Here is a 21,615-nt window from a genome sequence, read left to right as displayed (position 1 = left end):
ACCGGACGCGGTCCCGCTTGGCACTGTTTCGACGACGAAAGGTGTCGCCAATGCTTCCCCGCCCCCCGAGAAGACTGCTCGCCGTGGCTGCCGCCGCCCTCGCCGCGGCCGTCGGCCTCGCGTCGCCGGCGTCGGCGCAGACCTCGCCGCGCCTGGCCGCAACCGCCGACAGCGCCACTGTCGACACCGCAACCGCCGACGTCGCCACTGCCGGTCGCGCGTTGGCGTCGCTGGCGCCGGGCCCGTCCACGGCCGCGGACCAGGGCTCGCCCGCGTACTACGACTCCGGCCTCGCGGACACGCCGTACATGGGCTGGAACAACTATTTCGGCATCCCGACCGTGTCCGAGGCCGCGGTCAAGTCCGTGGCCGACTACCTGCTCACCAGCGGCCTCGCGAAGGCCGGCTACCGCTACGTGTGGATCGACGGCGGCTGGAACGCGAAGGTCCCGCGTGACGCGAACGGCGAGCTGGTGCCCGACCCCGCGCGGTTCCCGTCCGGGCTGGCGAACCTGGTGCAGTACCTGCACGCGCGCGGCCTGAAGGCGGGCATCTACACCGATGCGGGCCCGTCCGACGGCAAGAACTGCGCCGCGGGCAGCCAAGGCCACTACGAGCAGGACACGAAACGCTTCGCCGACTGGAAGTTCGACGCGATCAAGATCGACTTCCTCTGTGGCATCGCGAACAACCTCGACCCGCAGCAGGCGTTCACCGACTTCAGCAAGGCCCTGCAGAAGGCGGGCCGTCCGATGCTGCTGAACATCTGCAACCCGGTCACCGACGACTGGAACGTGCCGCACACGCCGCGCCAGACGGCCGGGTTCACCTACACTTTCGGCCCGCTGGTCGCGGATTCCTGGCGTACCAACACCGACGTCGCCTTCGGCACCCCGTATGCGGGGATCTACAAGGACATGCTGCGCAACATGGACGTCAACGCCGCGCACCCCGAGGCGAACGGCCCCGGCCACTGGAACGACCCGGACTACCTGATCCCCATGCGCACGACCGAGCAGGGCACGTACGAAATGAACGAGGAGGAGTCGACCACCCAGTTCGTCATGTGGGCGGAGATGGCTTCCCCACTGATCATTGGGTCCGACCCACGCACGCTTCCACAGTCGATGATCACCACCCTGACCAACCCCGAGATCATCGCGGTCGACCAGGACAAGCTCGGCATCCAGGGCGTAAAGGTGGCGTCCAACGGCTCCACCGACACGTACAGCAAGCGCCTCGAACGTGACGGCGACCGCGCGGTCGTCCTGCTCAACCGTGGTGACGCCGCCGCGCCCGTGACGCTGAACTTCGCCGACGCGGGCCTCACCGGCAGCGTCTCGGTCCGCGACCTGCGCGCCCGCGCCGACCGTGGCAGCGCCACCGGCTCCTACACCGCCACGGTCCCGGCGCACGGCACGGTTTTCCTGCGCCTGCACGGCACGGACCTGGTGCCCGGCACCGACGTCGGCGGCGGTGCCTCGGCCAGCCCGGCGGTGGTCCGCACGGGCGGAAAGACCGTCACGTTCACCCGCGGCCCGGCGGGAATCCTGCAGGCGGACGGACTAGGTCGCGGCCGCGAGGTCATCGGCGGCCCGTTCCTCGGCCAGCCCGCCGCGACCGCCGGTGCGGACGGCCGCATCGACGTGTACGTCCGTGGTCTGGACAACGCGGTGTGGCAGCGCGGTTACGACGGGAACCGCTGGGGCGACTGGCATCGGCTCGGCGGCACGCTCACCGACTCGCCGTCGGTCACCGCGGACGGGACGCTCTACACCCGCGGCGCCGACGGCCAGGTCTGGACCCGCGCCACCGACGGCAGCTGGTCCTCGCTCGGTTCGCCGGACGGTGCGGCGATCTACGGCCGCCCGGGCGCCGCGACCTCGACGGCGGGCACCGTGGTCGCCGTCCGCACGCCGGACGACAGCGTGTGGACCCGCGCCCGGACAGCAGACGGCACGTGGTCGGATTGGGCGTCGATCGGCGGCACCGTGAGCAGCAGCCCGACGCTGGCCGCGAACGGCGACAAGGTGTCGCTGTTCGCGCTGGCCAGCGACTACACGCTGTGGCAGAACGACCGCGACGGCACGAGCTGGGCCGGCTGGTCCAAGCAGCCGAAGTACCCGTCCGGCAGCGTGGTCGGCACCCTCGGTGCGGCGGCCGACGCGGATGGCGCTTGGCTGGCGGTCCGTGGTCCGGACGACCATGTGCGCGTAGGCAAGTTGTAGAGCGAAAGGCAGGGTGGCGATGTCCATGCGGACCGCGGTGGTGACCGGAGCGGCTTCCGGGATCGGGGCGGCGACGGCCCGGCGGCTGGCCTCGGACGGGTACCGCGTCATCGGTGTGGACATCGCCCCGCTGCCCGAAGGCCTCGGCAGCATCCAGGGCGACGTGACCTCGGACGACACCTGGCAGCACGTCATCGAGGTCGCCGGCAAGGTCGACGCGCTGGTCAGCAACGCGTACGTGCCCGCGACCGGCCCGCTGCACGAAATGGAACGGGCGGAGTGGCAGCACCAGATCGACGTCAACCTGACCGGCTCCTACCTCGCGATGAAGGCCTGTCTGCCGTCGCTGCGGAAGCGGCGCGGGTCGGTGGTGCTCGTGTCGTCGGTGCACGCGAGATTCGGCCTGCCCGGGCATCCCGCGTACGCGGCGAGCAAGGGCGCGCTGGTGTCGCTGGCCCGGCAGCTCGCCGTCGAATACGCCCCCGACGTGCGGGTGAACGCCGTGCTGCCCGGCCCGGTGCTGACCCAGGCGTGGAGCCGCATCAGCCCCGAGGACCAGGCCCGCAGCGCGCAGGCGACCCCGGCCGGCCGCCTCGGCGACCCGGCCGAGGTCGCCGCCGTGATCGCGTTCCTGCTCTCACCCGGGGCGTCGTTCGTCACGGGCGCCGACCTGACCGTCGACGGCGGCTGGTCGGCCGCCAAGGACTCCGCATGAAAAGGACTCCGCATGAAGGGGGCTAGGTGAAGATCACCGGTATCGAGACGTTCCTCGTCGCGCCGCGATGGCTGTTCCTCAAGGTCAGCACCGACGAGGGCATCTCCGGCTGGGGCGAGCCCGTGGTCGAGGGCCGCGCGGGGACGGTGCGCGCGGCCGTGCACGAGATGGCCGAGCTGATCATCGGCCAGGACCCGCTGCGCATCGAGGACCACTGGCAGGTGCTGCGCCGCGGCGGCTTCTACCGCGGCGGGCCGGTGCTCTCCAGCGCGCTCGCCGGGATCGACCACGCCCTGTGGGACATCGCGGGCAAGGTCCGCGAGGCCCCGGTGCACGAGCTGCTCGGCGGGCCCGTCCGTGACCGCGTGCGGGTGTACTCGTGGGTGGGCGGCGACCGTCCGTCCGGCATCTTCGACGCGGTGTCCGCGCAGGTGGAGGCCGGGTTCACCGCGGTGAAGATGAACGTCGCGGGCCCGCTCGCGGCGATCGCGTCACCGGCCGAGGCGAACGCCGCGCTGGCCCGGGCGCGCGAGGCGCGGGAGGCGCTCGGCCCCGAGCGGGACCTGGCCATCGACTTCCACGGCCGGGTCTCGCCCGCCATGGCGCGGCGGCTGGTGCGGATGCTCGAAGAGGTCCAGCCGATGTTCGTCGAGGAGCCGGTGCTGCCGGAGACCCAGGGCGGCGCGCTCGCCGCCGTCGTCGCCGCGTCGACGGTCCCCATCGCGGTCGGCGAACGGCTCTACTCGCGCTGGGAGTTCAAGCCGGCGCTCGACGCGGGCGTCGCCGTGGTCCAGCCGGACCCGTCGCACGCGGGCGGCATCTCGGAGCTGCGGCGGATCGCCGCGCTCGCGGAGGTCTACGGCGCCGGCCTCGCGCCGCACTGCCCGCTGGGGCCGATCTCGCTCGCCGCCTCGCTGCAGGTCGCGTTCGCGACGCCGAACTTCCTGATCCAGGAACAGAGCATCGGCATGCACTACCACGACGGGCTGGAGCCGCTGCGGTACCTGACCGACTCCTCGCTGTTCCGGTTCACCGACGGCTACGCCGCGCGCCCGACCGGGCCCGGCCTCGGCATCGAGGTCGACGAGGAGGCCGTGCGCCGCGCCGACGAGGTCGGCCACGCCTGGCGTTCCCCGGTCTGGCGCCTCGAAGACGGCGGCCTCGCCGAATGGTGAGCGGCGTCCACTGGCTCGACAACGGCGTGCTGCGGCTGGGCGTCGTTCCCGCGCTGGGCGGACGGCTGTTGTCGTTGCGCTACAAGGAAATCGAGCTGCTGTGGCGCAACCCCGCGCTGCTGGACGCGGACCTGCGGCTGCTCGACGGCGGCGTGGCGCGGCCGAATTCCGGCCGGATGGGCGACTGGCTCAACTACGGCGGCGACAAGACCTGGCCCGCGCCGCAGGGCTGGGACCACAACGACCAGTGGCCCGGCCCGCCCGACCCGGTGCTGGACTCCGGCCCGTACACGGTGTCCTCCACCGAAGGCGGCCTGTCGATGACCAGCGGCGCCGAGCCGCGCACGGGGCTGCGGTTCACACGCACACTCACCCTAGGCACCGGCGCGTCATACACCCTGCGGCTCACCGCGGAGAACGTGTCCACGCGGCCGGTGCGCTGGGCGTTGTGGAACGTCACGCAGCTGCCCGGCGGCGGCACCGTGACCGCCGGGCTGGCGCGCCGGCGTGCGCCCGCCGTGGTGGGCCTGGTCGCGGGCACCGGCACGCCCGAGTACACAGTGGACGGTGACCGGCTGGTCGTGCCGCCGCAGGACGTCGTCGGCAAGCTCGGCGTGCCGGGCACGGCCGGCTGGGTGAGCTGCGACGTCGGCGCGGCCTCGCTCACGCTCTCGTTCGACGTCGACCACGAGGCGGAGTACCCGGACTCGGACTCGCCGCTGGAGGTCTGGCTGGAGCACCCGCTGCCCGCGCCGCTGGCCTCGCTCGGCGACCTCGACCCGCCGGCGCGGATCGTCGAGCTGGAGGTGCTCGGGCCGCTGACCACGCTGGAGCCCGGCGCCTCGACGGCGTTGACGATCACCGGCACTGTGTGTCGGCTCACCTGACCCGCCGGTCGCCTGAAGCGCCCCAATGTGGCGTTGGTTGCGTTGGACGCACCGAACGCCACATTGGGTGCGTTGGACGCACCGAACGCCACATTGGGGCGCATCGAGCGGTGGCTCCCGCTGCCCGCCACCCGCCCTCGGCCCCGCCCACCTCGGCGGCGCTGACCTGCACAGGTATCGTGAGCTTGTGACGGACAAGCCCCGAATTCCGAACGTGCTCGCCGCCCGCTACGCGTCGCCCGAGCTGGTCCAGCTGTGGTCGCCCGAGCGCAAGGTCGTGCTGGAGCGGGAGCTGTGGCTCGCCGTGCTCCGCGCGCAGATCGAGCTCGGCGTCGAGGTCCCCGAAGGCGTGCTCGCCGACTACGAGCGGGTCATCGACCAGGTCGACCTCGAGTCGATCGCCGCGCGCGAGCGGGTCACGCGCCACGACGTGAAGGCGCGCATCGAGGAGTTCAACGCGCTGGCCGGCCACGAGCACGTGCACAAGGGCATGACCTCGCGCGACCTCACGGAGAACGTCGAGCAGCTGCAGCAACTCCGTTCGCTGGAGCTGATGCGCAACCGCGTCGCCGCGGTGCTCGCCCGGCTCGCCGCGCTGGCCGTGGAGCACGCCGACCTGGTGATGGCCGGCCGTTCGCACAACGTCGCCGCGCAGGCCACCACGCTCGGCAAGCGGTTCGCCAGCGCGGCCGACGAGCTGCTGGTCGCGTTCGCCCGCCTGGACAACCTGATCGACCGTTACCCGCTGCGCGGGATCAAGGGCCCGGTCGGCACCTCGCAGGACATGCTCGACCTGCTCGGCGACAAGTCCACTTTGGACGACTTGGAGTCCAGGATCGCCACGCACCTCGGCTTCCGGAACCACTTCGTCAGCGTCGGCCAGGTCTACCCGCGCTCGCTGGACTTCGACGTGCTGTCCACTGTGGTCCAGCTCGCCGCGGCGCCGTCCAGCCTGGCCAAGACGATCCGGCTGATGGCGGGCAACGAGCTGGTCACCGAGGGCTTCAAGCCCGGCCAGGTCGGCTCGTCCGCGATGCCGCACAAGATGAACACCCGCTCGTGCGAGCGCGTGAACGGCCTCGCCGTGGTGCTGCGCGGGTTCCTGTCGATGATCGGCGAGCTGGCCGGCGACCAGTGGAACGAGGGTGACGTCTCCGACTCGGTCGTGCGCCGCGTCGCGCTGCCGGACGCGTTCTTCGCGCTCGACGGGCTGCTGGAGACCTTCCTCACGGTGCTGAACGAGTTCGGCGCGTTCCCCGCCGTCGTCGAGCGTGAGCTGGATCGCTACCTGCCGTTCCTCGCCACCACGAAGGTGCTGATGGCGTCGGTGCGCCAGGGCGTCGGGCGTGAGTCGGCGCACGAGGCGATCAAGGAGAACGCCGTCGGCGTGGCGCTGGCGATGCGCGAGCGCGGCGCGGAAAACGACCTGCTCGACCGCCTGGCCGCCGACGAGCGCATCCCGCTCGACCGCGGTGACCTGGACAAACTGCTCGCCGACCGGGTCTCCTTCACCGGCGTGGCCCCGCAGCAGGTCGAGGAGGTCGCCCGCCGCGTCGAGGCCGTGCTGGAGCGCTTCCCGGAGGCCGCGGCGTACGCGCCGCAGCCGATCCTGTGACCCCGCGCACGAAGTCCACTCACTGAGACGAAGTTACTCGATCGGGCGAACTCCCTAATCTCGGACGCTGAACCCGGAAGCGCCAGGCCGCACACCCGCGGCCTGGCGCTTCTTGCCATGAGCACCAGGAAGAAGCGATGAGAAAGCTCCTCAGCACCTTTGCCGTAGTGGTCGCCGCCGCTGTCACGCTCACCGCGTGCGGCTCGTCTTCGGGCGCCGAGACCCTGCGCGTCGGCACCCTCACGGACGCGCCGCCGAGCATCTACGTCGACAACGGCCGGTTCACCGGCTACGACAACGAGCTGCTGCGGGACATCGCCAAGCGCGAGGGCTTTCAGGTCGAGTTCGTCGGCACCGAGTTCGCCGGACTGCTCGGCCAGGTCGCGAGCGGCCAGCTCGACATCGGCAGCTCGACGATTTCCGCGACCGCCGCGCGTAAGAAGACCGTCGCGTTCTCAAATGGTTACGACACCAGCTACACCACCGTCGTCACGAAGAAGGGCGCGAACCTGACCGGGGCCGGCTCCTTCGCGGGCAAGCGGATCGGCGCCGTCCAGGGCTCCGTGCAGGACGAGTTCGCGGGCAAGCTGGCCGGCGCGCAGGTGGTGCGCTTCCCCGACTACAACGCCGGGTTCGCCCAGCTGCGGACCGGCGGCCTCGACGGCTGGGCGGTGCCCAAGGACATCGGCCAGAAGTACCTCGACCAGAACCCGGCCGTGCCGCTGGAGTTCGGTTACACGGTCCTGGACAAGGACACCCCTTCGTCGTACGCCGTGTCGAAGTCGAACAAGGACCTGCTGAACAAGCTGAACGACGGCCTCGCGAAGGCCATCGCGGACGGCACCGCCGCGCGCCTGCACGCCCAGTTCTTCAAGGAGGCGCCGGTGGCGAAGGAGCTTTCCCAGGGTGGTCCCGGCCTTCCGGTGACGAACCTCTGATGCGCCGCGCACTGTCCGCCGCGGTCGCCGCGGCCCTGCTCGCCGCCCTCACCGCGTGCGGCTCGAATGCCGACGACACTCTGCGTGTCGGCACCCTGAGCGACGCCCCGCCGAATGTCTACCTCGACAAGGGTCAGTTCACCGGCTTCGACAACGAGCTGCTGAGGGCCATCGCGGCCAAGGAGAACCTGAAGCTGGAGTTCGCCTCCACCGACTTCTCGGCCCTGCTCGGGCAGGTCGCCTCCGGCCGGTACGACATCGGCAGCTCCGCCATCGCGCAGACCGACGAGCGCAAGAAGACGGTGGACTTCTCCGCCGCGTACGACTTCGAGACGATGAGCATCCAGGCCAAGCAGGGCACCCCGGTCACCGGTGAGCAGGGCCTGGCGGGCAAGCGGGTCGCGGTGATCCAGGCGACCGTCGGGGACAACTGGCTGACCACCAAGGTCCCGGCCGCGCAGGCGGTGCGCTTCCCCGACTACGCGTCCGCGCTCACCGCGCTGAAGACCGGCGCCGTCGACGCGTACATCCTCGACCAGAGCATCGCCGAGAAGAACGTCGCCGCGAATCCCGGCCTGGTGGTGGTGAAGAGCTTCACCACCGACGTCCCGCACGGGTTCGCCGTGAAGAAGGGCGACAGCGAGCTGCTCGGAAAGCTGAACGACGGTCTGTCCCAGGTGGTCAAGGACGGAACCTGGCTTAAGCTGCACCGGCAGTTCCTGCCGACCGCTCCGGTGCCGGCCGGGTTCGGAAGCTGAGGAGTGACAATGAAGAGGACGATGGCCACCGCCGTCACCGCCGCGTTGATCGCCACGCTCACCGCGTGCGGCGGCGAGAGCGGCGGGGACACGCTGCGCGTCGGCACGCTGAGCGACTCCAGGCCCAACGCCTACCAGGAGAACGGCCAGTTCACCGGGTTCGACAACGAGCTGCTCCGGGACATCGCGGCCAAGGAGGGCCTGAAGCTGGAGTTCGTCTCGGTCGACTTCTCCGCGCTGCTCGGCCAGGTCGCCGGCGGCACGTTCGACATCGGCAGCGCGGCGATCGCGCAGACGGACGCGCGCAAGCAGACGGTGGCCTTCTCCGACCCGTACAACTACCAGTCACTCGGCATCGAGACCACCGGCACCGGCGGTGTCACCGACGAGAACTCGTTGGCGGGTAAGCGGATCGGCGTGGTGCAGGGCACCGTCTCGGACACCTGGCTCGCGGCCAACGCCCCCGGCGCGGAGGCCGTCCGGTTCCCCAACGACGCGGCTGCGCTGAGCGCGCTCAAGTCGTCGGGCATCGCGGGCGCGGTATTCGACCAGGCCTCGGCCGAGGACTACGCGAAGAAGAACCCGGGCCTGAAGGTCACCAAGGAGATCACCACCAATATCCCGCACGGGTACGCGGTCAAGAAGGGCAACAACGACCTGCTCGGCAAGCTGAACGACGGCATTAAGAAGACCATCGCCGACGGCAGCTGGCAGAAGGTGCACCAGCAGTTCGAGCCGAACGCGCCGGTGCCCGCGGACTTCAAGGCGGGTCAGTAACCCCATGGGCCAGACACGGGCGCGCGGCGCCTCCGTCGCGGGCGGGGGTGCGTGACGGGTGGACCAGTTCCTCACCACGTTCCTCAACTGGGACTACATCTGGCAGGTCTTCCCCGACCTGCTGAAGACCGGCCTGGTCAACACGCTGATCCTCGCCATCACCTCGTTCGTGATCGGCACCGCGCTGGCCGTGCCGCTGGCCCTGATGGGGCTGTCCACCAAGCGGTGGCTGCGCTGGCCGGCGCGGGTGTACACCGACATCTTCCGCGGCCTGCCGGCGATCCTGACCATCCTGGTGATCGGCCAGGGCCTCGGCACGCTCGCGCGGCCGATCGTCGGCACCAGCCCGTACCCGCTGGGCATCCTGGCGCTGAGCCTGATCGCCGCCGCGTACATCGGCGAGATCTTCCGGTCCGGCATCCAGAGCATCGAGAAGGGACAGCTGGAGGCCAGCCGCGCGCTCGGGATGAGCTACGGCCGGGCGATGCTGCTGGTGGTCATCCCGCAGGGCATCCGGCGCGTGCTGCCCGCGCTGGTGAACCAGTTCATCTCGGTGGTCAAGGACACCCCGCTGGTGTACTTCCTCGGCTTCGCGACCGACCAGCGCGAGCTGTTCCGCATCGGGCAGGACCTGACGGCCAACACCGGCAACCAGTCGCCGCTGGTCGCCGCCGGGATCGTCTACCTGGTGATCACCGTGCCGCTCACGCACCTGGTGAACTTCATCGACAAGCGCCTGCAGACCGGCCGGAAGGTGCAGACCGCGCCGGACGACGGCGGTGAGCCGGCACTGGTGGCCGGCGGAAAGGCGGCCTCGTGACCGCGGCGGCGCAGGTGCGCTCCTCCAGTGTGGAGCTGCGTGACATCCACGTCAGCTTCGGCACCCTCGAGGTGCTGCGCGGGGTGGACCTCAAGGTCGAGAGCGGGAAGACGACGTGCGTGATCGGGCCGTCCGGCTCGGGCAAGTCGACGTTGCTCCGCTGCGTCAACCGGCTCCAGGAGCCGGCCAGCGGCGACCTGCTGCTCGACGGCGAGAGCATGATCCGCTCGGACCCGGACGCCCTGCGCCAGCGCGTGGGCATGGTGTTCCAGCACTTCAACCTGTTCGGCCACCGGACGGTGCTGGACAACATCGTGCTGCCGCTGCGCAGCGTCCGCCGGCTGTCCAAAGAGGATGCCGTCGAGATCGCCCGCGCCCGGCTGGCCGAGGTCGGCCTCGCGGACAAGGCGCCGTACCGGCCTTCCGCGCTGTCCGGCGGCCAGCAGCAGCGCGTCGCCATCGCGCGGGCGCTGGCGATGGACCCCGCGGTGATGCTCTTCGACGAGGCGACCAGCGCGCTGGACCCCGAGCTGGTCAAGGGTGTGCTGAACCTGATGGAGGGCCTGGCCTCGCGCGGCCTGACCCTGATAGTGGTGACCCACGAGATGGGCTTCGCGCGCAACGTCGCCGACGAGGTCGCCTTCATGGACGCCGGGCGCATCGTCGAGCAGGGCACCCCGGACGCGATCTTCGACGCGCCGCAGAGCCCGCGGCTGCAGCAGTTCCTTTCGCAGGTGCTCTAGGCCTCGTGAGTGGCAATGACGGTTCTAACCGTCATTGCCACTCACGAGTCTTTGCGGCGACGCCGTGATCGTGCACTCCTGCCCCGAGCCCAGGTCCAGCACCGCGGCCGCCGAGCCGCCGTTCACGGCGATCGCCAGCCGTCCCGCGGAGTCGGGGTAGAGCAGGTTCGCGCCCTGGGGCACGTCGCCGAAGGTGCGCCCGATCGTGGCGGGCACGGCCAGCCGCGCGCTGTGCACCGTGACCCCGCCCGTCAGCCCGGTCAGCTCCAGGTCGGCGGCGGTGGCCGCGAGCTGCACGTTGCCGAAGTGGTCGACCGTCAGCACGTCCGACACCAGCTTGCCGGGGAACGCCGCCACCAGCGGGTCCGGCAGCCGGACGGGGTCCGTGACGGCCGAGCCGAACGACGCCGGGTCCGCGCCTAACGCCAGCTGCGCGGCGACAGGCGCGAAGACGTCTCGCCCGTGGAACGTCGCGTACGTCGGCTCCGGCACTTCGATCGCGTACGCCGCCTTCACCCCGCCCAGCGCTTCGGCCGCGGGCAGCAGCAGGCCGTTGTCCGGCCCGACCAGCACTCCGCGCCCGGCCACCACGATCAGCCCGCGCCGGGCCGTGCCGACACCCGGGTCCACCACCGCCAGGTGCACCGACTCCGGCAGCGACGGCACGGTCTGCGCGAGCACCGCCGCGCCCGGCCGCACCTGCTGCGGCGGCACCAGGTGGCTGACGTCGATGACCCGGACGTCCGGCGCGAGCCGCGCGATCACACCATGGCAGGCCGCCACGAAGCCGTCACGCAGGCCGTAGTCGGTGGTGAACGAGATCCAGCGATAGGGCATGACCGGCATCATCCTCGCTCCGGCCGTGCCCGGGTTAGGGTTCAGCCGTGACGACGCTCGCTGAATACCCGAAGATCGCCGCCGGCAAGGTCCGTGAGTTGTACGCCGTCGGCGACGACCACCTGCTGCTGGTCGCGTCCGACCGCATCTCCGCGTACGACTTCGTGCTGGACACCCCGATCCCGGACAAGGGCCGGGTGCTCACCGCGATGAGCGTGTTCTGGTTCGGGCAGCTGGCCGACGTGCTGCCCAACCACCTGGTGGCCCACGACGACCCGCGCATCCCCGCCGAGGTCCGCGGCCGCGCGCTGCTGGTGCGGCGCCTGGACATGCTGCCGGTGGAGGCCGTCGCGCGCGGCTACCTGACCGGGTCCGGCTACTCGGACTACCGGCGCACCGGCGCGGTCTGCGGCGTCGAGCTGCCCGCGGGACTGCCCGAGTCGGCGAAGCTGCCGTCGCCGATCTTCACCCCCGCGACGAAGGCCGAGCTGGGGGAGCACGACGAGAACGTCAGCTTCGAGGTCGTCGCCGGCCTTCTCGGTCACGAGCGCGCGGAGGAGGTCCGCGAAGCCACGCTCGCCGTCTACCGCCGTGGCGCGGAGTTCGCCGCCGAGCGCGGAATCCTGTTGGCGGACACCAAGTTCGAGTTCGGCCTCGACAGCTCGGGCGCGCTCGTGCTCGCCGACGAAGTGCTCACGCCGGACTCTTCGCGCTACTGGCCCGCCGAGGGTTACGAGCCCGGCCACGCCCAGCCTTCCTTCGACAAGCAGTACGTGCGGGATTGGCTCACCGGCCCGGAGTCCGGTTGGGACCGTGCCTCGAACACCCAGCCGCCGCCCCTGCCGGACACCGTGGTTTCCGCTACCAGGGCCCGTTATGTCGAAGCGTACGAACGAATTTCGGGGCTGTCCTTGAAGGACTGGCCCACTTCGGAGTGACACCTGGGGCACACGTTTCCACAGGGAAACGGTCCAACCCGAAAAGTGTCAGATCCCCCTGACACACTGCACAAATGGTCGTACCCTACGCAACACCCCGGGCCAGAGCGCTCGGCCTGGAACTCCGCGCTGCCAGGGAGAAGCGCAAGCTCGGCGTGCGCGAAATGGCCCGGTTGCTCGGCATCGCACCGGGCTTCCTCTCCAACTGGGAGCGCGGCGTCCGGCTGCCCAAACCCGAGGACGTCGGCGCCGTGCTCGCCCACTGCCGGATCGTCGGCGAAGAGCGCCACCGCATCCTCGAAATGGCCCGCGGCGCCCAGGAAGCCAACTGGCTCGGCACCAGCACCGAGGGCGCGTACCTGGAGTGGGAGAAGACGGCGACCGCGCTGTTCGCCTGGGAACCACTGCTGGTGCACGATCTGCTGCAAACCAGTTCGTACGCGCGGATAGTGCTGCGCAGCCCCGGCGTGGAAAACGTCGAGCGGCTGGTGGCCGCGCGGCTCGCCCGCCGGGAGGTCTTCGAGCGCGGCAAGCTCACCAAGTGCGCCGTCGTCCTGGGCGAAGCCGCGCTGCGCAAGCGCGTCGGCGGCCCGGAGGTGATGGCGGACCAGTTGCGGTACCTGCGTTCGGTACTGGAGTACGACCACATCGACCTGCGGATCATGCCGATCGACACCGACTACCACCCGGGGCTCAGCGGCGCCTTCTCGATCTTCGACTTCGCGGACCTGCCCACCATCGTCTACGAGGAGCTGTCCAACGAGAGCGCGCACAGTTCGAGCACCGTCCGGGTGCGGCACTACCGCTCAGCCGCGAAGTCCATTAAGGACCTCGCGCTCCGCGGCGACCCGGCGCGCGAGCTGATCGACGGGATCCTGCAGGGGCTGGTGGAGTGAGCGCCGCCGCGAATTGTCGGTGCCTGCTGGCACACTGATGATCGTGGACGGCAGAGAGGACAGGACATGAGCGAGGCATTGGTACTGGGCGGCGGCGGGGTGGCCGGGATCGCCTGGATCACCGGGCTGCTCGCGGGGCTGGCCGAAGCGGGACAGGACGTCACCGGCGCGGGCCTGCTCGTGGGCACGTCCGCGGGCGCCACCGTGGCCGCGCAGCTGGGCAGCGGCCTGAGCCTGGAAGAGCTGTACGCGCGCCAGGCGGAGCCGGGGCGGCAGAATGCCGAGCTGATGGCCGAGCTGGACCTGGAGGCCTTCGGCGCGCAGATGGCCGGCGCACTGGGGGACACCTCCCCGATCCCGGAGCTGCGGCGCGCGATCGGCGGGTTCTCGCTCACTGCGGACACGGTGCCGGAGCCGGAGCGCCGCGCGGTGATCGAGGCGCGGCTGCCGTCACACGAGTGGCCCGAGCGCGCCGTGAAGCTCGTCGCGGTGGACGCCGCGACCGGCGAGCCGCGGGTCTTCGACAACACGTCCGGCGTGAGCCTGGTCGATGCCGTCGCCGCGAGCTGTGCCGTGCCGGGCATCTGGCCACCGGCCACGATCGAGGGCCATCGTTATGTCGATGGCGGGGTCCGCTCGGCGGCGAACGCCGACTACGCGGCCGGTGCGTCGCGGGTGCTGATCATTCTCCCGCTGGGCCAAGCCGAGCCGTTCCCGTGCGAGAAGCCGCTCGTCGAGGCCGTCGCCGAGCTGCGCGCGGCCGGGGCCGAGGTCGCGCTCCTGGAGCCGGACGAGGCTTCGCTCGCGGCGATCGGGTCCAACCCGTTGGACCCGGCGTCCCGTACCCCGGCGGCGAAGGCCGGGCGGGCACAGGGGAGGACGGCGAAGATCGACTGGGCGTGACGTTTTCGGTGCGTGGCGGGGGTTGACGTCGGCGTGAAGGTCCGGCCGCGGTGGACTGTCGGCGGAAAGTTGCCACCTGAGAAGGACTTTCGCTGGCACACTGGCTTCGTGATCCTGCTCATCTGCGGCAGTCTGCGGGCGGGCTCGGGCAACGCGGCGGTACTGACGACCGCCGGGCGTTTCGCCGAGTCGAAGGTCTACGCCGGGCTGGCCGATCTCCCCCACTTCAACCCCGACGACGACGTCGAGCCCCTGCACCCGGCCGTGGCCACCCTCCGCGCCGAGATCGCCGCGGCCGACGCCGTGCTGATCTGCACCCCCGAGTACGCGGGCGGCCTGCCGGGTTCGTTCAAGAACCTGCTGGACTGGACCGTCGGCGGCGGTGAGGTCTACGGCAAGCCGGTGGCGTGGGTCAACGCCTCCTCCGTCGCGGCCCCCACCGGCGGCGCCGACGCCCACGACTCCCTCCGGAAGGTGCTCACGTACGCCGGCGCGCAGATCGTCGACGACGCCTGCGTCCGCATCCCCGTGCCCCGCCACGCGGTGGCCGATGGCGAGGTGACGGACCCCGACCTCCGCGGGCGTATCGCGGTGGCCGTCCGCCGTCTGCTGGAGGGTGCGAAGGCTTAGGGGCTTCGTCTGGCAGTTCGTCCGGCGCTTCGGCTGACACTTCGGCGCTTTCGCGGCCCACCTTCGACCCGGCCTCGGCGCGTCTCGGTGCGTCTCGGCGGAGGGCAAAGCCTCACGTGTCTTTTCTGCGCAGTTCACGGCGTGGTCAGGCGGCCGCCACCGGCGTCGGGCCCAATGGTGGGTGTGGAAGCACGCCTGCTGGTATCGCTGTCCGGGACCACCCCGCGCACGCTGCACCGCTGCGCCGACCTCGCCGCCGAGCTGGAGCGACGCCGCGTCCCGCTCTCGATCCTGCACGTCGCGCGGACCGAGAGTGGGCCCGTCACGGCGTGGGTCCGCGGCCGCTCCGCCGCGGGTGATTCCGTGCTCCTGCACGGTTACGACCACCGCGTCGCGCCGACGCACCGCGCCGTGCAGCTGGGCCGCAAAGCCGAGTTCGCCGCACTGCCCGCGCACGAGGCCCGTCTGCGCCTGATCGCCGCGAAGGCCGCGCTGGACACCACCGGCGTCACCGTCGACGGGTTCGCTCCGCCGCGCTGGCTCGCGTCGTCGGGGACGCTGCAAGCGTTGCGGGAACACGGTTTCACGCTCTGCGCGGACCTCGTCTCGGTGCGCGACCTGGTGACCGGGGAGGTCCGGCGCGCCCGCGTCCAGGAGTTCACCAGCCAGTCGCACCGCACCGAAACGGTCCGTTGTTTCGCGCTCGTGCTGGCGGCCGCGCGCGCCGCTCGCCGCGGCGGCCTGGTGCGCCTGGACATCGACGCCGTGGACCTCGCCCGCCCCGGCCTGCGCCAGGCGTTCCTGGACGCCATAGACGTCGCCCTCGAGAACCGCGCCTTCGGCAGCACGTACGGCTCGCTGCGCCACACCGCCGCGGCCTGACCGCCACCGCCGCCCGATACGGCAGCGGTGGCGGTGGCGGTCGAGCGTCAGACCTCAGTCAGTTCGCCGCGGTCGAGGACCTTGACCTCGGTGCCCTCGGGCGAGAGGTGGCCGAACAGCCCGTAGTGCATGCCCGGGTTCGCGAGCACCGCCTCGTGGATCGGCACCGCGCGACGCGGTGCGACGGCGCGCAGGAAGTCCACGGCCTCGCCCGCCTTGAGCCAGGGCGCGCCCGTGGGCAGGCCGAGCACGTCGATCTTCTGCTCGGGCACGAAAAACGAGTCGCCCGGGTGGTAGAACGCGCCGTGGTCCACCACGTAGCCGATGTTCGGGATCCGCGGGATGTCGCTGTGGATCACGGCGTGCTCGCCGCCCACGACGTTCACCGAGGTGGAGCCGATCTCGAAGGCGTCACCGGGGTTGGCGACCTCGAACCGCAGGTTCAGCTTCTCGACCGTCTCGACTGAGCCCGGGTCGACGATCAGCTTCGCGTCCGGGTTCGCCGCCAGCACCTTCGGCAGCCGCTCGCTGTCGATGTGGTCGAAGTGCTGGTGGGTGATGAACACGGCCGACAGCTCGCGCTCGCCCTCGAAGTCGGTCGAGAACGTGCCCGGGTCGATCAGGATCCGCTCGCCGTCGGTCTCCAGAAGTACGCAGGCATGTCCGAAATGGACGATCCGCATCAGGATTCTCCTTCACACATGGTCACTTTCACCTTATGCCTGCGCAAAGGGCGTCGCCAAGCTCAGTCCGGCGGTACAGGACGCGGTGCCCGCTGCGGGTGGACGCGGTGAGCCCCGCCGCCCGCAGCGCCGTGAGGTGCGCGGAGACGGTCCCGGCGGCGAGGTCCAGCCGCCCGGCCAGCTCCGTGGTGGCGGCGGGCCGGTCCAGCGCCGTGAGCAACGTCGCCTTGGTCCGCCCGAGCACCCCGGCCAGTGCGTCCGGCGGCTCCGCGCGCGCTGTCCACAGCTCGCCGACGCCGCGGGCGGGGTAGAGCAGCGTCGGCTGCCACGGCGGAACGGTCACGACCCCCACCGACGGCCAGGTGAACACGCCGGGCACCAGCAGCAGCCCCCGCCCGTCCAGCTCCAGCCGCTCCCGCGCGGCGACGTCCACCAGCACCGAGTCCCCCGCCACCCGCACCCGAGGATGCAACGTCTCGAACACCGCCGCGACGCCATGCTCCCCAAGCACCCGCGTCCGGTGCCGGATGTCAGCGGCCAGCACCTCCCGAAACCGCGGCCAGCGCGGCGCGATCAGCCGATGCCACACCAGCTCCAGCTGGTCTAGTCGCGCTAGGCCTGGCGACCTTGACCATCGCAGCATGGGCAAGCACGGGCGACCCGGCGAAGATCGCCTCGATACCCCAGCTGAGCGCCCAGTCGGAAGCCGCCTCGGTGCCCTCGCCGAGCGCCCCGTCGGAAGCCGCCTCGATACCCCAGCTGAGCGCCCAGTCGGAAGCCGCCTCGGTGCCCTCGCCGAGCGCCCCGTCGGAAGCCGCCTCGGTGCCCTCGCCGAGCGCCCCGTCGGAAGCCACCTCGGTGCCCTCGCCGGGCGGCCCGCCGGAACCCACTTCGGCGTCCCAGCCGAGCGCCCTGATGCTGATCGCGTTGGTGGCCCTGCCCGGTGCCCTGGCAGCCGGCCTCTCGGGCGGCTTCCGCTCACTCCTGGCCACCACCGTCGACGACGCCCTGCTCCCCCAAGCCGTAGCAGTGGACGCAATGCTCCTGGACGGCATCCTCATCACCGGCCCCGCCCTCGTCGGAGGCCTGGCGTTGCTGGGCCCGTTCGCTCCGCTGACCGCCATGGCCACCGCCTGCTGCGCCGCCGCGCTACTGGTACCCCGCCGCCCAACCACCCCACCACCCCTGGACCAGCCACGACTTCCGGACCGGCCGTCACCTCCGGACCCACCGCCACCTGCGGATCCACCACGACCTCCGGACCCACCGCCGTCTCCGGACCCACCGCGCCCCGCGGACCCGCCGCAACCCCGCGCGAGGCCCGCCGACCTGCAGCCAGACCACGACCAGCGAGGAGCGCCACGACCACTCACCGAAATCCCCACAGCTCCGCAGCCCCGCCAAGAGCCGCCCGCAGCGTCGCGACCCGTCGGCAACAAGCCCGCTGCCCCGCCCGTACCCGGTGCGAAAGTCCCGCTCGCGCGCTGTCTGCCGTGGCTGGCGTGCCAGTTCGCCGTCGGGTTGTTGCTCTCGACGATCGAGGTCGCGCCGTTGCCTCTTGTGCAGCGGCTCGGCGCGTCCGTCACCGCGGCGCCGCTGGTCGTGGCCGTGTTGTGTGGGGCGAGCATCGCGGGAAGCGCCCTCTACGCCTGGCGTGGGAAGGTCGGCGACCCCCGGCTGTTCCTGGCCGGCTTCGTCGTGGGCGGGACGGTCGTGGCCGCGAACCTCGGCTGGCCCGGGCTGCTGGCCGGCGTCGTGCTGGTGGGCGTCGCGACGGGGCCGCTCGTCGCCGTCGCGTCGGTGAACATGCAGCGGCTACTTCCGGAGAACCGCAGGTCGGAGGGGGTTTTCGCTGTCGTTCACGGTGCAGTCCTGTGGCTTCGGTCTGGGGTCGCTGGCCGTCGGGGTGCTGCCGCTGTGGCTCGCACCGCTCCCCGGCGTCGCGGCGGCCCTGTTCGCCACCACCCGACTGAGGGATCTTTGAACACGGCGGCCGCGATACTCACCCAATCGTGACGGGTTTAGGGCCGACCAACCAGAGGCCTCGCCGATGACCACACGAGCCACTTGAGCCCCTCCCGCCGCACCAGCAGCCGTCACGGGGGCCTGGGCACGGCGTGATCACCCTTTCCCCCGGCGCCCGCCGATGCGATGCTGGCGATGAGTCTCGGGCGAGTATTGGCACTGCGTCAGCAACCTCGTAGCCTGGGCCGTAAGCCGAGAGCAAGGGGAGACGCCGATGACCGCCGTCCAGCCGAAGCCGACTTCGGTCGGCGAGACCTTCGATTCGCTCAGCCCGGCGACCGACGAGGTCGTGGGCACGTACCCGGTGCACAGCGCCGAGGACGTGCGCGCCACCGTCGAAAGCGCTCGCGTCGCGGCCGAGTGGTGGGACGGCCTCGGGTACGCGGGCCGCGCGGACCGGCTCCGGCAGTGGAAGGGCGTGATCACACGACGCCTGCCGCAGCTCTGCCAGGTGGTGCGCGACGAGACCGGAAAGCCGATCGTCGACGCCCAGCTCGAGTCCGTCCTGGCCATCGAGCACATCGCGTGGGCGGGCAAGCACGCGCGCAAGATCCTTGGCAAGCAACGCCGTTCGGCCGGCCTGCTGATGTCGAACCAGGCGGCGACGGTGGAGTACCGGCCGCTCGGCGTCGTCGGTGTGATCGGCCCATGGAACTACCCGGTGTTCACGCCGCTCGGCTCGATTGTGTACGCGCTCGCGGCCGGCAACGCCGTTGTGTTCAAGCCCAGCGAGTACACACCGGGTGTTGGTAAGTGGCTTGTGGATGCTTTCAACGAAATCGTCCCGGAGCAGCCGGTGCTTCAGCTCGTGACCGGCTTCGGTGAAACCGGCGCGGCGTTGGTCAGCGCGGGTGTGGACAAAATCGCTTTCACGGGATCCACCGCCACCGGCAAGAAGATCATGGCGGCCGCGGCCCAGACGCTCACCCCGGTCGTGATCGAGGCAGGCGGCAAGGACCCGGTGCTCGTCGACGCGGACGCCGACCTCGACGCCGCCGCCGATGCCACCGTGTGGGGCGCCTTTTCGAACTCCGGCCAGACCTGCATCGGCGTCGAGCGGGTGTACGTCCACGAACGGGTGCACGACGAGTTCGTGGCCAAGGTTGTGGAAAAGTCGCGCGACGTCCGCGCGGGCTCCGACGAGGACGCCCAGTACGGCCCGGTCACGATGCCTTCGCAGCTCGCGGTGATCCGTCGCCACATCGCCGACGCCATCGAACGCGGTGGCCGCGCGGTGATCGGCGGCGTCGACTCCGTCGGCGATCGTTATGCCCAGCCCACCGTGCTGGTGGACGTCCCCGAGGATTCGGAGGCCGTGCGTGAGGAGACCTTCGGCCCGACCGTGACGATCGCCAAGGTCCGTGACATGGATGAGGCTGTGGACAAGGCCAACGCCACCAAGTACGGCCTGGGCTCGACGGTGTTCTCGAAGTCGCGAGGCATGGAGCTCGCGGCTCGCCTCCGCACGGGCATGACGTCCATCAACGCGCCGCTGTCCTTCGCCGGCATCGCCTCGCTGCCTTTCGGCGGCGTCGGCGACTCGGGTTTCGGCCGCATCCACGGCCCGGAAGGACTGCGTGAGTTCGCCCGGCCGAAGGCCGTCGCGCGGCAGCGGTTCACCGCGCCGATCGCGCTGACTTCCTTCAACCGCAAGGAATCCACCGACGCGCTGGTGGTCAAGCTGATCACCATCCTGCACGGCAAGCGTTAGGTCCGACCCAGCCATTCCCGCACCTCGATTCGAAGCCAGACGCGGCCGGCGGCCCTCGGCAAGGAGAGTTCCCTCGCCTTGACCGGGTCGCCGGCCGTGGTGTGCCGCACCTCGCCAGGTGCGAACCGAGCAGAAAGAGCACGATGACCCGCCCCTCATCTTTCGGCGACTTCCAGAACGAGATCTACTTCGCCGGACTCACCGGCCGGGTCCCGACCATGCCGATGGCCTACGACGAACTGGAAGCCCGCGCGGCGCAGGCACTTCCGCCGTCAGTTGTGTCCTATGTGGCTGGTGGTGCCGGTGACGAGGCCACCCAGCGCGGCAACGCCGAGGCCTTCGGCGACTGGGGGCTCGTCCCGCGGATGTTCGTCGGGGCCAAGGAACGTGACCTCTCGGTTGACCTTTTCGGCCTGAAGCTGCCAACTCCGCTCTTCCTCGCGCCGGTGGGCGTGATCGGGATCTGCTCGCAGGACGGCCACGGCGACCTCGCGACCGCCCGCGCCGCCGCGAAGACCGGCGTGCCGATGGTCGCCTCGACGCTCACCGTCGACCCGATCGAACAGGTCGTCCCCGAATTCGGTGACACGCCTGGGTTTTTCCAGCTCTACACCCCGACCGACAGGGATCTGGCCGCGTCACTGGTCCAACGCGCGGAGGCGGCGGGGTTCAAGGGCATCGTGGTCACGCTCGACACCTGGGTCACGGGCTGGCGCCCGCGCGACTTGTCCACAGCCAACTTTCCCCAGCTGCGCGGGCATTGCCTCGCCAACTACTTCACCGACCCGGTCTTCCGCAAGCTCCTCGGCAAGGCGCCGGAGGAGGATCTGATGGCGGCCGTCGGCCTGTGGGCACAGGTTTTCGGCAGCCCGCTGACCTGGGACGACCTGCCGTGGCTGCGTTCGCTGACGAAGCTCCCGCTGATCGTCAAGGGCATCCAGCATCCCGACGACGCGCGCCGGGCCATCGACGGCGGTGTCGACGGCATCTACTGCTCCAACCACGGCGGCCGTCAGGCCAACGGTGGTCTCCCGGCCCTCGCCTGCCTGCCCGGTGTGGCCGAGGCGGCCGGCGACGTCCCGGTCCTGTTCGACTCGGGTGTCCGCTCGGGCGCCGACGTGATCAAGGCCCTGGCCTTGGGCGCCACCGCGGTCGGTGTCGGTCGCCCGTACGCCTGGGGCCTGGCCCTGGACGGCGCGGACGGAGTTGTCCACGTCCTCCGCACCCTCCTGGCCGAAGCCGACCTCATCATGGCCGTCGACGGCTACCCCACTCTCGCCGACCTGACCCCCGACACGCTCCGCAAGCTTCGTTAGGTCCAACCCAGCCGTCCTGTGGATCCTGTGGGCAATCGACCGGGGCCTCGATCCACATGTGGACAACTGACCTATGTGGACAACTTGCAGACGTGGATAAGTGGCCTATGTGGACAACTGACTGTGGACGGTTGGTTG

At 70.9% G+C, this 21,615-nt stretch carries 21 protein-coding genes and 1 pseudogene; 18 read left to right on the top strand and 4 right to left on the bottom strand.

Annotated features, from left to right (window positions below; all coding sequences use genetic code 11):
• The first annotated feature begins 83 nt into the window (after positions 1-83).
• The 10 genes from OG943_RS35185 to OG943_RS35140 all read left to right on the top strand — a co-directional run bounded on the left by OG943_RS35185 (position 84) and on the right by OG943_RS35140 (position 10,656).
• The gene (locus tag OG943_RS35185) at positions 84-2,228 is read left to right on the top strand and encodes a hypothetical protein (RefSeq protein ID WP_328605234.1); all 2,145 of its coding nucleotides are present in this window, start codon (positions 84-86) and stop codon (positions 2,226-2,228) included.
• A gap of 25 nt (positions 2,229-2,253) precedes the next feature.
• A complete protein-coding gene (locus tag OG943_RS35180; protein WP_328612226.1) occupies positions 2,254-2,943 on the top strand; it encodes an SDR family NAD(P)-dependent oxidoreductase in 690 nt (229 codons plus the stop codon).
• A gap of 26 nt (positions 2,944-2,969) precedes the next feature.
• A complete protein-coding gene (gene dgoD / locus OG943_RS35175; RefSeq protein WP_328605233.1) occupies positions 2,970-4,118 on the top strand; it encodes a galactonate dehydratase in 1,149 nt (382 codons plus the stop codon).
• Positions 4,112-5,005, top strand: a complete 894-nt coding sequence (locus OG943_RS35170; RefSeq protein ID WP_328605232.1) for a DUF4380 domain-containing protein — start codon at positions 4,112-4,114, stop codon at positions 5,003-5,005. The genes dgoD and OG943_RS35170 overlap by 7 nt, the downstream gene beginning before the upstream one ends.
• A 187-nt stretch (positions 5,006-5,192) precedes the next feature.
• The gene (gene purB / locus OG943_RS35165) at positions 5,193-6,620 is read left to right on the top strand and encodes an adenylosuccinate lyase (RefSeq protein WP_328605231.1); all 1,428 of its coding nucleotides are present in this window, start codon (positions 5,193-5,195) and stop codon (positions 6,618-6,620) included.
• A gap of 137 nt (positions 6,621-6,757) precedes the next feature.
• A complete protein-coding gene (locus OG943_RS35160; RefSeq protein ID WP_328605230.1) occupies positions 6,758-7,558 on the top strand; it encodes a substrate-binding periplasmic protein in 801 nt (266 codons plus the stop codon).
• The gene (locus OG943_RS35155) at positions 7,558-8,316 is read left to right on the top strand and encodes an ABC transporter substrate-binding protein (protein ID WP_328605229.1); all 759 of its coding nucleotides are present in this window, start codon (positions 7,558-7,560) and stop codon (positions 8,314-8,316) included. Before OG943_RS35160 ends, OG943_RS35155 begins: the two co-directional genes overlap by 1 nt.
• Before the next feature lie 9 nt (positions 8,317-8,325).
• Positions 8,326-9,093: an ABC transporter substrate-binding protein gene (locus tag OG943_RS35150; protein ID WP_328605228.1), complete on the top strand. Its 768-nt coding sequence runs from the start codon at positions 8,326-8,328 to the stop codon at positions 9,091-9,093.
• Positions 9,094-9,151: 58 nt separating this feature from the next.
• On the top strand, positions 9,152-9,913 hold the full coding sequence (locus OG943_RS35145) for an amino acid ABC transporter permease (protein WP_328605227.1): 762 nt from the start codon (positions 9,152-9,154) through the stop codon (positions 9,911-9,913).
• Positions 9,910-10,656 (top strand): amino acid ABC transporter ATP-binding protein, encoded by a 747-nt coding sequence (locus tag OG943_RS35140; RefSeq protein ID WP_328605226.1) that lies wholly within the window; start codon positions 9,910-9,912, stop codon positions 10,654-10,656. Before OG943_RS35145 ends, OG943_RS35140 begins: the two co-directional genes overlap by 4 nt.
• A 24-nt stretch (positions 10,657-10,680) precedes the next feature.
• On the opposite strand, the gene OG943_RS35135 is transcribed toward OG943_RS35140, so the two are convergent.
• Complete coding sequence (locus OG943_RS35135) at positions 10,681-11,493, bottom strand: SAM hydrolase/SAM-dependent halogenase family protein (RefSeq protein WP_328605225.1); 813 nt, start codon at positions 11,491-11,493, stop codon at positions 10,681-10,683.
• A gap of 47 nt (positions 11,494-11,540) precedes the next feature.
• Here OG943_RS35135 and OG943_RS35130 point away from each other — a divergent pair, with 47 nt between their 5' ends.
• The 5 genes from OG943_RS35130 to OG943_RS35110 all read left to right on the top strand — a co-directional run bounded on the left by OG943_RS35130 (position 11,541) and on the right by OG943_RS35110 (position 15,742).
• Complete coding sequence (locus OG943_RS35130) at positions 11,541-12,431, top strand: phosphoribosylaminoimidazolesuccinocarboxamide synthase (RefSeq protein ID WP_328605224.1); 891 nt, start codon at positions 11,541-11,543, stop codon at positions 12,429-12,431.
• A 74-nt stretch (positions 12,432-12,505) separates the two neighbouring features.
• Complete coding sequence (locus OG943_RS35125) at positions 12,506-13,327, top strand: helix-turn-helix domain-containing protein (RefSeq protein WP_328605223.1); 822 nt, start codon at positions 12,506-12,508, stop codon at positions 13,325-13,327.
• A 66-nt stretch (positions 13,328-13,393) separates the two neighbouring features.
• On the top strand, positions 13,394-14,230 hold the full coding sequence (locus tag OG943_RS35120; protein ID WP_328605222.1) for a patatin-like phospholipase family protein: 837 nt from the start codon (positions 13,394-13,396) through the stop codon (positions 14,228-14,230).
• A gap of 108 nt (positions 14,231-14,338) precedes the next feature.
• Positions 14,339-14,860 carry an NADPH-dependent FMN reductase gene (locus OG943_RS35115; protein WP_442874611.1) on the top strand — a complete coding sequence of 174 codons (522 nt, stop codon included), beginning with the start codon at positions 14,339-14,341 and terminating at the stop codon, positions 14,858-14,860.
• Between the two features lie 174 nt (positions 14,861-15,034).
• Complete coding sequence (locus tag OG943_RS35110; protein WP_328605221.1) at positions 15,035-15,742, top strand: DUF2334 domain-containing protein; 708 nt, start codon at positions 15,035-15,037, stop codon at positions 15,740-15,742.
• 47 nt (positions 15,743-15,789) lie between these two features.
• On the opposite strand, the gene OG943_RS35105 is transcribed toward OG943_RS35110, so the two are convergent.
• From OG943_RS35105 to OG943_RS35095, 3 genes are read right to left on the bottom strand one after another with little or no spacing between them, the layout of a single operon-like run.
• A complete protein-coding gene (locus OG943_RS35105; protein ID WP_328605220.1) occupies positions 15,790-16,425 on the bottom strand; it encodes an MBL fold metallo-hydrolase in 636 nt (211 codons plus the stop codon).
• 28 nt (positions 16,426-16,453) lie between these two features.
• Positions 16,454-17,068, bottom strand: coding sequence for an ArsR/SmtB family transcription factor (locus OG943_RS35100; RefSeq protein ID WP_328605219.1), 615 nt, complete (start codon positions 17,066-17,068; stop codon positions 16,454-16,456).
• Positions 16,956-17,417, bottom strand: a complete 462-nt coding sequence (locus tag OG943_RS35095; protein ID WP_328612372.1) for a hypothetical protein — start codon at positions 17,415-17,417, stop codon at positions 16,956-16,958. The genes OG943_RS35100 and OG943_RS35095 overlap by 113 nt, the downstream gene beginning before the upstream one ends.
• On the opposite strand from OG943_RS35095, the pseudogene OG943_RS35090 reads away from it, so the two are divergent.
• The 3 genes and pseudogenes from OG943_RS35090 to OG943_RS35080 all read left to right on the top strand — a co-directional run bounded on the left by OG943_RS35090 (position 17,341) and on the right by OG943_RS35080 (position 21,477).
• Positions 17,341-18,409 (top strand): annotated as a pseudogene (locus OG943_RS35090) (MFS transporter). The gene OG943_RS35095 and the pseudogene OG943_RS35090 sit on opposite strands and share 77 nt — an antisense overlap.
• 255 nt (positions 18,410-18,664) lie before the next feature.
• On the top strand, positions 18,665-20,161 hold the full coding sequence (locus OG943_RS35085; RefSeq protein WP_328605218.1) for an aldehyde dehydrogenase family protein: 1,497 nt from the start codon (positions 18,665-18,667) through the stop codon (positions 20,159-20,161).
• 143 nt (positions 20,162-20,304) lie between these two features.
• Positions 20,305-21,477: a lactate 2-monooxygenase gene (locus tag OG943_RS35080; RefSeq protein ID WP_328605217.1), complete on the top strand. Its 1,173-nt coding sequence runs from the start codon at positions 20,305-20,307 to the stop codon at positions 21,475-21,477.
• The last annotated feature ends 138 nt before the right edge of the window (positions 21,478-21,615 follow it).

Origin of the sequence: Amycolatopsis sp. NBC_00345 (genome assembly GCF_036116635.1) — a bacterium.
GTDB lineage: Bacteria > Actinomycetota > Actinomycetes > Mycobacteriales > Pseudonocardiaceae > Amycolatopsis.
This window is presented reverse-complemented; position numbering and strand designations above follow the sequence as displayed.

What these genes read in the sequence shown, in the direction of transcription:
- OG943_RS35125 (WP_328605223.1), top strand. Translation starts at nt 12,506, where the DNA reads ATGGTCGTACCCTACGCAACACCCCGGGCCAGAGCGCTCGGCCTGGAA.
- OG943_RS35120 (WP_328605222.1), top strand. Translation starts at nt 13,394, where the DNA reads ATGAGCGAGGCATTGGTACTGGGCGGCGGCGGGGTGGCCGGGATCGCC.
- OG943_RS35170 (WP_328605232.1), top strand. Translation starts at nt 4,112, where the DNA reads ATGGTGAGCGGCGTCCACTGGCTCGACAACGGCGTGCTGCGGCTGGGC.
- OG943_RS35105 (WP_328605220.1), bottom strand. Translation starts at nt 16,425, where the DNA reads ATGCGGATCGTCCATTTCGGACATGCCTGCGTACTTCTGGAGACCGAC.
- OG943_RS35080 (WP_328605217.1), top strand. Translation starts at nt 20,305, where the DNA reads ATGACCCGCCCCTCATCTTTCGGCGACTTCCAGAACGAGATCTACTTC.
- OG943_RS35085 (WP_328605218.1), top strand. Translation starts at nt 18,665, where the DNA reads ATGACCGCCGTCCAGCCGAAGCCGACTTCGGTCGGCGAGACCTTCGAT.
- OG943_RS35160 (WP_328605230.1), top strand. Translation starts at nt 6,758, where the DNA reads ATGAGAAAGCTCCTCAGCACCTTTGCCGTAGTGGTCGCCGCCGCTGTC.
- OG943_RS35150 (WP_328605228.1), top strand. Translation starts at nt 8,326, where the DNA reads ATGAAGAGGACGATGGCCACCGCCGTCACCGCCGCGTTGATCGCCACG.
- OG943_RS35100 (WP_328605219.1), bottom strand. Translation starts at nt 17,068, where the DNA reads ATGCTGCGATGGTCAAGGTCGCCAGGCCTAGCGCGACTAGACCAGCTG.
- OG943_RS35180 (WP_328612226.1), top strand. Translation starts at nt 2,254, where the DNA reads ATGCGGACCGCGGTGGTGACCGGAGCGGCTTCCGGGATCGGGGCGGCG.
- OG943_RS35135 (WP_328605225.1), bottom strand. Translation starts at nt 11,493, where the DNA reads ATGCCCTATCGCTGGATCTCGTTCACCACCGACTACGGCCTGCGTGAC.
- OG943_RS35155 (WP_328605229.1), top strand. Translation starts at nt 7,558, where the DNA reads ATGCGCCGCGCACTGTCCGCCGCGGTCGCCGCGGCCCTGCTCGCCGCC.
- OG943_RS35110 (WP_328605221.1), top strand. Translation starts at nt 15,035, where the DNA reads ATGGTGGGTGTGGAAGCACGCCTGCTGGTATCGCTGTCCGGGACCACC.